Here is a 10,119-nt window from a genome sequence, read left to right as displayed (position 1 = left end):
TAATTAGCGAAGGCGGCTGCGGATCCCAGAAGCAGCCCAATCATGGCCTTGTATCCGGTTCCACATAGGATACCGATTATCCCGGACACTATAATATAAAGAATATAGATAGCTGCTAACTTCCCGCTCTTATTGTCACTCATTCCCATTTTCCTTTTGCTGACAGCTATTCCATTCTCTCTTCGATATCAGAAATTGACCCATACCCGTACATCCGTGTCGTGTTCTCCCTGATAAGAGACGCCAGGTTTCTATTCTGAGCAACGCACTCCTGAACATATTGAGAATACAGCTTTTCCGTGTTTTCACCGTAAGAATACAATTCCCCTCTTTGATACGTCTCTATAGAGGTTTGGCCCGGCGCCTCCTGACATGCACGGATCGGACGCCCCCGCCGTGCGTATTCAGGATGTTCCTGCTCAAATTCTTCCGCCCATTTTACATGTGCAGCAACCGTTTCATCCACGCGCATTTTCCGCTCATCAGAAATTACGGGGAGAACTTTTTTTAATTTTTCAAACTCTTCAGGCGCCGTACTTTCCATCATATACGCATACTTTGCAAACAACAGATTCCTGCCCTCTTCACGGGCTTTGCACAAATCATCGTAATAACTGTCCAATATCTCCTGCGGCCAAACAAGGAACTGACTTTTTCTCATGATATAGAAGGTTTTCCAGTCATCCTGGCAGGATGCCCTTCCGCCCTGATTGTTTACCTTTTGAAACTGTCTCCATTCCTCTTCGACTATTTCTCTTATATTACTCATAATTTTTACCCCATAAGTACCGGTAATGACCGAATCCGCTTATCCTGGATACGGGTCATCACTGCATAGGCATGTTCCTCGAGATAGTCCGATGTACTGCTGCTTATCCCCTGGCTCCACAGTTCTTCTCTTACCAAATCCGCTATCTGCTCCACCATATCAACCATCGGATCTTCCCTGTTCAGTTTATACCGGCACTCTTTCCATTTACCCGAATCCCAGTGACTAACGTCCAAAGCCCCAGCCGCCATATTCTTCAAAAGATCTTTGACCTTGCCAAGCTTTGGCAGTTGTTCCATGCCTCTCCACATCCATTTATAATATGGACAATAAACACGATTCAGAAGAAACACCAGAGATATGGCATTTCTCATGAATTCGTCCAGAGCAAATTTTGCTGCCACAACATCGTGCCTCCACATCATACGTGCATAATTGCACTGTCCAGAATGCGCCATCTTGACTGCACAGGCTGCAATCTTTTTCAGCCTGATGTCTTCAGGATAATAATTGAGAAGCTTCTCACGTATTTCACTAAACATGCCCAGATTATCCTCGAACACCTCTCCGTTTGTCGCTACAGCAAAATAATGTTCTGGAATCCTGAGCCAGTCTGTCAAGTTTTCCGGTACTATATCCCGGGTGAGAAATTTTTGATAAAAGCCCTCAATCTCCAGAATGCCCCGGCGCCCTGCAGACTGTTCTCTAATCAAGTTTGCGCTGACACCTTTGTATTCTTTCGGAAGTGCATCATAGATCTCGGACATGCTCTCCCTGACCTCGGTATATATATTTCTTGGAAACCATACACAAAAAGACGGTCCATAATCATGGTCCATGGAAATCTGATCGTCAAAACCAAAGCACTCTGACCCTTCTCCAACTAGACCGACCGCCGCTTTTTCCATATACTCGGGAAATAATTCCATCAAAATGGGTTTGCCGACATTTTCATAATAATCCCGTGACAAATCCAGGCCTTTCATCTCAACTTCTAATCCGCTCAACTGGCTCATCATTTTTTTCTCCGTTCAGCAAAGCCTGAACGCCCTTACAATTCCGCTCCAGACGCTCATAGTCTGCATTTTTACCATAATACTTCATTGTCTCATTCATTGCCTTCTCGTACATGTCCAGCGATTCCTGCAGATCCTTCTTCAGATAAGCAATATACGCCTTCATGGCCAATACACTGCAATAATGAGCACTATCTCCCTTTCCCTCAAAAAGCTTCAATGCTTCGTCTACACATGCATCTGCCTTTGCAACATCAGGCACTTCACTTCTTAATAACACACCGGCCAGATTGCTGTAAGCGGCTGCACACTCATCCCAAACTTCCGGAATCGTCTTCAGCACGTCGATCGCTTTTTCACAATACCGCATGGCATCTTCACTTTTTCCGAGCTCCAAATATGCCACTGACATATTATTATATAAGGCGCCTCCACGGTACTCTTTTTCCACTCCCTGTTTGCTGTAAGTCTCTTCCACCTGCTGATAAAGTGATAATGCTTCCTTTGGCTTGCCGGCAGCCCGATAGACATTCGCTACATTCAGATAAGTAGTAATTCCTTCTGCACTGTCTCCTACCGCATTCTCTTCGGTAATCTGTATTGCCCTGAATGCGTAGTCCCATGCTTTACTGAGCTGGCTTATGCCGCGGTAATACCCCATCAATTCATTGATGATGGAAAGCTCCACCTTCCATTCATCCTGATTCTGTGCCAGAACAGCCTTTCCTTCAAGAAATGCTGCCGCCTCCTGGTGTTTTCCTTCGGCAAATAATGCATCAGATTTTTCAAGTATCTCTTTAATTACCATCCTTCTTCCTCCCTTTATATCATAAGCTATATATTCAGCTTACTTTTTACTTAGCAATTCCTCTCTGTTCATAGCTCGATAGAAACATCTATGATATACGAACAATGCTCCGATAAAACAAATTAACTCTGTAGTTGGCTGGCCGCTTGCCACACCCTTCATAGCAAAAAGAGAATTTAAAAGGAATGTGATCGGAATATTGAATACAAGCTGCCGAATCGCGAGCATAATCAGTGAATATTGCCATTTCCCCACGGCCTGGCAGAGTGTACTTACCAGCAGTACAATTGCCATAAACGGTGTACAGAGCATATATTTACGCATAATCTGGACACCAGCCTCTATTGTTGCTGCATCATTGATGAATATCTTAATGATACCTGCGCTAAATATCAGAGAAAGTATCATAATTGCCCAAGCAAGTACTTCCGTGATAAGGAACGCACATTTGTTAACACTCCGTACACGCTTGAAGTTCTTGGCTCCGTAATTGTAACCGATCAGAGGCAGTACTCCCTGTGCTACGCCATGAACTGTATAAATGGAAATAAAACTGATACGATTAACAACGCCCCAGCCTGCTACTGCTGCATCGCCATACAAAGAATAAAGTGAGGTCTGTATGATACATCCTGTAGCACCGAGTACGGTCAAACAGCCTGACGGCAGCCCAACCAGTATCACATCTTTTATCAGCTTCCAGGACACACCACCCGGGAATGGTTTCAATGTTATATAAGAAGTCTCACATATCCGGATATAAACAATGATCAGGAAAATCAGCGATACACAGTTAGAAATCAGTGTGGCCACAGCCGCACCTGCAACTCCCATATCTGCTCCGAAGATAAAGATCGGATCGAGGATACAGTTTAACAGGCCTCCCAGCATAAGCCCGCTGCTTGCTGACTTTGCATGTCCTTCTGCACGCAGAAGATTGCTCATAACGATAGAAAGTACAGTAGGAATGCCGCCTATAACAAACACGATCAGCATGTATACAGATGCCGAATCATAAGACTGTGCGCTGGCTCCTGCCACGTAAAGAAGCGGTTTCTCCAGTATTTGGAATATGACGCATATCACAGCCATAAATACAAGGCTGCCCCAGAACCCATGAGAAGAGGCTTTTGATACCCGGTCATAGTCCTTTTCTCCAAGCGCACGTGACATGACGCTGTTCGTACCAATCCCCCAAAGGCTTGAGAACGCATTTAGGAACTGATAGTACGGAAATGCCACTGTAAGTCCTGCGAGCTGCGAAGGATTATTTAACATACCGACAAAAAGTGTGTCCGCCAGGCTGTAGATAATCGTAATGAGTGTACTGGCAAGCGAAGGAAGAACAAATTTAGCCACTGCCTGCGGTACAGGAAGTACCTCAAATACTTCCTTGTTCACTTCTTTTGCCATTTAGAAGACTTCCTTTCCGAAATCATTTCCAGCGGCTGTATTCACCCGTCAGAGAAAAATATTCCACACTGTCAAGAACCAGGTAACGTGCCCCAACAGTCTCTTCCGTATAAGTTGCTTTTACAACTGGGCATTCCATAGCCTTCGCAATGACGTCTTTGTCAGTCACCGACTGTGCTGTCCCCTTAATACGCAGCCATGTCTCCGGTGTGCTGGCGCAAATCTCAAAATCAGGTTTGGCATCTATCTGCCTCGCCATGGCCTTTGTTGTACTGATCGCAATAATCAGCTCATCTTTTATCTCCTCAATGTATGCAAGAGGCCGAACCCTTGGCATTCCATCTTCCGTTGTAGCAAAGAAGAAGAAACCTGCCTCACTTATAAACTTCAGTATCTTTTGATTTAATTCCTTTTTTTCCATAACTAATCCTCCAAAATTAAAGATTTCTTTCACGAAGATCAATAGATTTGCGAGTTGTCAGAACTGGTATATCCCCCGCCGCATCTATTGTTATAATCTCCGCAAGCTGCATAAGATCTTTGTCAACAAAAAAAACATACCCGGATTCCATCGAAATCACATCGTTCGGTTCCGACGAACCAGGAACAAGTCGAAGCTCATCCCGGCATGCATTGCAAGTAGGTTTGATATGCTGGATTTTAAATTTTGTCTGTCCTTTGGATCCAAAAGTTGTCTCCAACATCTTCTTCCCTTCTTTGGTTATCTTAATCATACACTGTCCTCCTTTTCGAAATCTCTTTAAAATACAAGATGAATTTTGGATTTCTGAGAACCAACCATTTCCAGTGCTAGTGCCACTGCTGCAGACCGGCTTCGTACTCCCATGCTGTCAAATATATTAGAAAGATGTTTTTTGACTGTACTAACACTCAGATTCAGTATGTAGGCAATATCACCATTGCTCTTGCCCTGGCAGAGCCAATACATAACTTCCGCCTCGCGTTCCGTAAGTCCATGTCCTTTTAATATTTCCATGTCTGATTCTTTTTCTGGTATTGGCTTAATAATTCTCGATGCTTCTGTGCTGCCGGTTTCCATGATCGTATCACAAAAATAGGCATAATTTTTCCCAATAAGCCATAAATCCTGTCGTTCTCTTGCATCCCAGAACTGATCGAACATATCTCCATTCTGAAAATGCATCGTAACGATACGGGTTAGTGGTTTCTCGGAAAAAATCGCCTGATTAAACTCAACTGGTCTATTACTTTCATCTAAAATCAGTTTATTGAGAAATACAGCACCTACCGTGCTTGACAGTTCTTCAACTGCCGGCACAATATCGCTAAAATAACGCTTTGGTATCATTATCTGATTATGTGCAATTAAAAACATACACGTTCCTCTCTCCCATTAAATCCAGATTAAATAGAAGTCACATCTCATCCAACACGTGGGGGGCTACCTCAGTGGCGGAAAATCTCTCCCCCAAGTGATAACCCCTCACTGCCATTTTTAAATTATTTTGCTGCCGCCGGTGCTTCGTCTAATTTTGGTTCAGCTGCCGGCTGTTTTCCCCATAAGAATACTTTTATCTTACTAAGGAGTATTTTTCTCCAGAAATTAAGCATCGTTCCTACACCCAGAGCTGCGATAATTGTTCCAATCCAAATGCCCTGATAGCTGTGCAGAAATACTAAAGAAAGAATCAACGACGTTGCAACAATACATAAATCAAAAATTCTCTTTACATTGCCCAAAGGTTTCTTAACCAGCCAAGCAAATGCAACCGCCAAAGCATCAGGCGGAATAGCCATAATATCTGCTTCCAAATATGCCATCAATCCTAATCCAAGGATAATAACACCAACAATTACGAATACTAACTGGATATACCATTTATCCGGTGTTCCAAGCGGAGAAATCAACCACTTACTGAAGTCTGTAAAATACCCAAACATAACAGCTGCCGGGAACTGCAGAATATAAACAGCTTTAAATTCCTTACGATAAACTATTGCTTCAATGATAATATAGCATCCATATGCAATCCATGTTCCTGTACCAACGCTGATATTCAGGATTCTGCCGACTACATAAGGCAACGTTGTGACTGGTGAAACACCAAAATTAGAATTTACGGCAAATGCAATACCGAGACTCATAATCCACAAACCAATCACATAGGTCAGCAAGCGCTTAATACTCATTGGCTTGCCCAAAAACTTTACTTTACTCATTATTAGGAGTCCCCCTTTTCAGTTCCGCCTATCTTACAAATCAGGCCATAAGACCTAAAAATGTCACGGATAACCTCCATACGCTCATCTGATGGGGATTCCACCTCTTCTCCCAATGGATATTCCCGTCCGAGACCTGTGTACTTGCCCATTCCCATACGGTGATAGGGCAGGATATGAATCTCTCTGGCACCTATCTCTTTCGCATACCTAGCAGTCGCGTCCATGTTTTCGTTTGTATCATTCGCACCCGGAATAACCGGGATGCGAATGATTACTTCTGTATTCGTCTCATCCATAATTTTACGAAGATTATCCAGAATCAATTCATTGGATACTCCTGTCAGTTCCTTGTGGGCTACCGGATCCATATGCTTCACATCATAGAGAGCCAGATCCGTATATCTTAATACAGGTTCAAATTTATCCCATGCCACATATCCACATGTCTCTATAGCTGTATGGATATAATTGTCCTGACATTCACTAAAAAGTTCTTCTAGAAATTCTGGATGCATCAAAGGTTCGCCACCGGAGACGGTAATACCTCCTCCATTAACAAAGAATGGTTCATCATGTAAGATTACATCCATTACCTCATCAACAGTCATCGGTTTACCGACTTTCTCAAGTGCCCCTTCATAGCAGGAATGTTCACAAACGTCTTGATCTTCGCATGTAACGCAGACATCGTGATCAAAGATTGGGTTATCCCCCATCTTCTCCGGCAGCTTAACCGCACCTTTGGTGCAAAAGTTTACACAACGATAACAATGTACACAAGTGCTAGGGACATGGATAATATCGGATCTAAAAACCTGTGACTCCGGATTTGCACACCATTGACAGCTCAGCGGGCATCCCTTTAAAAATACGGTTGTCCTTACACCAGGACCGTCCTGGATAGAAAATCCCTGGATATTAAATACAAGGGCTGTTAAATCACTCATAATCTCTCTCCCTATTATTTACTCAAACATTGTAATCAAAGCATTACCATGTCTGGCTGGTACGTGCAATAATCTCATCCTGTACAGCATCTGCCAGTGTTACGAAGTAAGCACTGAATCCTGCAACACGTACGATGAGGTCTTTGTTCTCTTCCGGATTTGCCTTTGCTGCCAACAGTTTTTCCTGTGTTACACAGTTGAACTGTATCTGGTATCCGCCTTCATCGAAGTATGTCTTCAGAAGAGTCAGGAATTTGTCGATATTCTCTTTACCGGTCAGGGCTGTTGGGTGGAACTTCATGTTAAAGTGAGTAGATCCATAAACTACCGGGTCAATCAGTTTAACTGCAGAGTGGATAACTGCTGTCGGTCCACTTGTATCTGTTCCAGGTGTAGCGGAAAGTGTAGCATCCGTAAATGTCTCGCCTGCTTTTCTTCCATCCGGTGAAGCCCAGCTTCTCATACCAAACGGATAATGTCCTGTTACTGAGTATGCAGAAGGTGTAATTGTCGGACGCCCCATGTAGTCAGGTCTGCGGTTATGGATTTCAGCGAAATCAGCATGTAACTGACGTCCAAGTAAATCTACATAATCATCATCGTTGCCGTACTTCGGAGCTTTCTTACACATGTTCTGGATATCTTCATATCCTTCCCAGTTAGCTGCAACTGCTTCAACAAGCTGTTTCATGGTGATTACTTTGTCATCATAAACAAGTTTCTTGATTGCTGCCAGACAGTTTGTTGTATCAACATTACCAGAGATACAGATTCCATCACCCCAGTTGTATCTAGCGCCACCGTCTACAACGTCCATACCTCTTGCAAGGCAGTCATATGTAACTGCGGAAAGCAGCGGACACGGGAAGTCTCTCATAACGTTCCACTCTAATGTAGAGATATCACGGCAGATAATTTCCCAATATTCATAATATTTCAATAACTGAGCATAGAAGTCATCCCATGTCTCACACTCGCAAGGATCGCCGTAAGCTGGTCCAATGCGTTTGCCGCTCTTGAAGTCAACGCCGTTTGAAAGCATGAATTCGAGAGGTTTGTACATATTGAAACGAGCTTCCCAAGCACCATCTGTGTAACCCGGAATAACGGACTGTACACAACCTGAAACAGCCTGGTTACGGATGTCTTCGATTGGGCCGTGCTCATGGAGCAGACGACGTTTCATAGCAACTTCCTGGCCATGGAATGATGGCTGTCCAATACCAGTAGCAACAAGTTCGGCACATTTAACAAGGAACCTGTGTGATAATTTATTGTGATACATACAAGCGAGAAGCGGTTCCGGACACTGTGCACGGCGCTGTGCTTCTACTACCAGATAATCAAGTTCATTTGTTCCGTCGTCGCCGGTCTTCGGATCAAGTCCGCCGATGGTCAGCTGCTGAGCGATACGGCTTGAGTTCCACAGAGCAAGCTCAGGTGACATAACGAAGTTCTGTGTATTAACTTTCAGGAACCAGAACTGGATTAAGTCGATAACTTCGTCGTCTGTGATACGTCCAGCATCGATATCATCTCTGTAGCAACGATACATATACTGTGGGAAACGAAGCGGTGCATGGTCAACTGTCATACACAGGTTCTGCCATCCGCCCATGGTGATGAACCACAGTGCCTGGATTGCTTCCTTGAATGTACGTGCCGGATTGCCTGGTACCCAATCACATGTCTCAGCCATTTCTTCTAACTCAGCCTTGCGTGCAGGATCAGTTTCAACTGCTGCTGCTTCTCTTGCTGCGTCTGCATAGCGATGTGCCTGAAGAATCAGAGCTTCACAAGAAATGATACAAGCCTCGTAGAATTCCCATTTCTTATAGTCAGGCATTGGAATCGTTGATTCATTGAATGTGTTTTCGTCAGGAACTTCACCAGCTAATGGGTCCGGACGGTCAACATTCCATATTTTCAATCTTGACTGATAGTCTTTACATTTTGCAATAATTGAATTTAAACCTTCATTAATAACTGTATCGTGATCCGGGAATGTTGTTGTACCCATATCATCGTCAAAGTTAAGGCCTACACCAACATCAATCAGTTCCTGAACATCAAGTCCGTAACGATCTTTAATAATCGGACGAACACGGTCTTTAACTGCATTTCCTACCCAGAACTCACCACATTTTCTGATGATCTCTTTTTCTTCTTCTGTTGCGATAGCTGAACCTCTCTGGAAAGCAAATTCATCGCGGTCAATTGCCCACTCAAACTCTCTGAACGGCTGGAAATAACTTCCGTATGTATAGTCTGTCAGATGTCCACAGATCGGATTGTCATCAATCCATACTTTTTTCTCGCGGCTTAAGCGGTCAAATACCATAGCTTTCAGCATGTTCGGGCTCTTTGTAAAGCCGTATTTCTGATAAATATCAGTCTCGATAATAAGTTTACGAGTATCAATGTGTGGCTCTGTAGCAAATAATTTTTCCTTTGCCGCTTTCAATCTCGGTGTTAAATCATCCCTCTTAGTGTAATTAAGTTTGATCTTTCTAGACATTCGTCTACCTCCTTTTGAAAATGTTAATACGTTTCTAACTGACTTAATAATAAACGAATATCTAGTTTTTCACCATACTACTTTCGGCTACTTTTTTTGTGTATATCGCCGGAAAATAATAAATACGCAAAAATGTTTTGTCAATTTTACACAAATAAATCCACCAAAGTACACTTGCCGAGCCCTATACTTAAATATTATACATATTACGCCAAAAAATCAAGCAATACTAGTGAAATTTGCACATCTCCCATATCCGCCTCCCGTCAAAATAACACGCTTCATCAATAGCCGTCACACGGTTACTGTTCAGACCGTGCCGTGCCCCCCGCTGCACGGCATCGGAGCCGATAAAGTGATTGCCGCAGGGGATACAAATGTGGTCATCTGCCGGGCGTTCAGGGAAATGGAGCCGCTTATCCATTTTCCTGAAGCCCGGCAGA

Annotated in this window: 11 protein-coding genes; all 11 read right to left on the bottom strand. The window is 43.5% G+C overall.

What is annotated here, in order from left to right; genetic code table 11:
- Positions 1-166: 166 nt before the first annotated feature.
- On the bottom strand, positions 167-769 hold the full coding sequence (locus tag GKG43_RS10005; protein ID WP_050640898.1) for a DUF4125 family protein: 603 nt from the start codon (positions 767-769) through the stop codon (positions 167-169).
- 5 nt (positions 770-774) lie between these two features.
- Positions 775-1,788 carry a DUF4037 domain-containing protein gene (locus GKG43_RS10000; protein ID WP_129880064.1) on the bottom strand — a complete coding sequence of 338 codons (1,014 nt, stop codon included), beginning with the start codon at positions 1,786-1,788 and terminating at the stop codon, positions 775-777.
- Complete coding sequence (locus GKG43_RS09995; protein ID WP_129880062.1) at positions 1,757-2,593, bottom strand: tetratricopeptide repeat protein; 837 nt, start codon at positions 2,591-2,593, stop codon at positions 1,757-1,759. The genes GKG43_RS10000 and GKG43_RS09995 overlap by 32 nt, the downstream gene beginning before the upstream one ends.
- Positions 2,594-2,632: 39 nt before the next feature.
- On the bottom strand, positions 2,633-4,006 hold the full coding sequence (locus GKG43_RS09990) for an MATE family efflux transporter (protein WP_129880060.1): 1,374 nt from the start codon (positions 4,004-4,006) through the stop codon (positions 2,633-2,635).
- A gap of 22 nt (positions 4,007-4,028) precedes the next feature.
- Positions 4,029-4,427, bottom strand: coding sequence for a pyridoxamine 5'-phosphate oxidase family protein (locus GKG43_RS09985; RefSeq protein ID WP_129880058.1), 399 nt, complete (start codon positions 4,425-4,427; stop codon positions 4,029-4,031).
- A 16-nt stretch (positions 4,428-4,443) separates the two neighbouring features.
- Positions 4,444-4,740: a hypothetical protein gene (locus GKG43_RS09980; RefSeq protein ID WP_129880056.1), complete on the bottom strand. Its 297-nt coding sequence runs from the start codon at positions 4,738-4,740 to the stop codon at positions 4,444-4,446.
- 26 nt (positions 4,741-4,766) lie between these two features.
- Positions 4,767-5,363, bottom strand: a complete 597-nt coding sequence (locus tag GKG43_RS09975; RefSeq protein ID WP_129880054.1) for a helix-turn-helix transcriptional regulator — start codon at positions 5,361-5,363, stop codon at positions 4,767-4,769.
- A gap of 125 nt (positions 5,364-5,488) precedes the next feature.
- Positions 5,489-6,208 carry a DUF6198 family protein gene (locus GKG43_RS09970; protein ID WP_129880052.1) on the bottom strand — a complete coding sequence of 240 codons (720 nt, stop codon included), beginning with the start codon at positions 6,206-6,208 and terminating at the stop codon, positions 5,489-5,491.
- A gap of 2 nt (positions 6,209-6,210) precedes the next feature.
- Positions 6,211-7,158 (bottom strand): glycyl-radical enzyme activating protein, encoded by a 948-nt coding sequence (locus GKG43_RS09965; RefSeq protein WP_044926753.1) that lies wholly within the window; start codon positions 7,156-7,158, stop codon positions 6,211-6,213.
- Between the two features lie 43 nt (positions 7,159-7,201).
- On the bottom strand, positions 7,202-9,676 hold the full coding sequence (locus tag GKG43_RS09960; RefSeq protein ID WP_129880050.1) for a pyruvate formate lyase family protein: 2,475 nt from the start codon (positions 9,674-9,676) through the stop codon (positions 7,202-7,204).
- Positions 9,677-9,905: 229 nt separating this feature from the next.
- A partial coding sequence (locus tag GKG43_RS23100; RefSeq protein ID WP_206672032.1) for a hypothetical protein occupies positions 9,906-10,119 on the bottom strand: 214 nt, incomplete at its 5' end.

Source organism: Eubacterium sp. BIOML-A2 (genome assembly GCF_009680135.1).
GTDB classification, from domain to species: Bacteria; Bacillota; Clostridia; order Lachnospirales; family Lachnospiraceae; genus Faecalicatena; species Faecalicatena contortus_B.
The sequence above is the reverse complement of the archived record's forward strand: the minus strand, read 5'-3'. Positions and strand labels throughout refer to the sequence as shown.

Coding starts and splice junctions, on each gene's coding strand:
- GKG43_RS09965 (WP_044926753.1), bottom strand. CDS start 7,158: ATGAGTGATTTAACAGCCCTTGTATTTAATATCCAGGGATTTTCTATC.
- GKG43_RS10005 (WP_050640898.1), bottom strand. CDS start 769: ATGAGTAATATAAGAGAAATAGTCGAAGAGGAATGGAGACAGTTTCAA.
- GKG43_RS10000 (WP_129880064.1), bottom strand. CDS start 1,788: ATGATGAGCCAGTTGAGCGGATTAGAAGTTGAGATGAAAGGCCTGGAT.
- GKG43_RS09985 (WP_129880058.1), bottom strand. CDS start 4,427: ATGGAAAAAAAGGAATTAAATCAAAAGATACTGAAGTTTATAAGTGAG.
- GKG43_RS09980 (WP_129880056.1), bottom strand. CDS start 4,740: ATGATTAAGATAACCAAAGAAGGGAAGAAGATGTTGGAGACAACTTTT.
- GKG43_RS09975 (WP_129880054.1), bottom strand. CDS start 5,363: ATGTTTTTAATTGCACATAATCAGATAATGATACCAAAGCGTTATTTT.
- GKG43_RS09970 (WP_129880052.1), bottom strand. CDS start 6,208: ATGAGTAAAGTAAAGTTTTTGGGCAAGCCAATGAGTATTAAGCGCTTG.
- GKG43_RS09995 (WP_129880062.1), bottom strand. CDS start 2,593: ATGGTAATTAAAGAGATACTTGAAAAATCTGATGCATTATTTGCCGAA.
- GKG43_RS09960 (WP_129880050.1), bottom strand. CDS start 9,676: ATGTCTAGAAAGATCAAACTTAATTACACTAAGAGGGATGATTTAACA.
- GKG43_RS09990 (WP_129880060.1), bottom strand. CDS start 4,006: ATGGCAAAAGAAGTGAACAAGGAAGTATTTGAGGTACTTCCTGTACCG.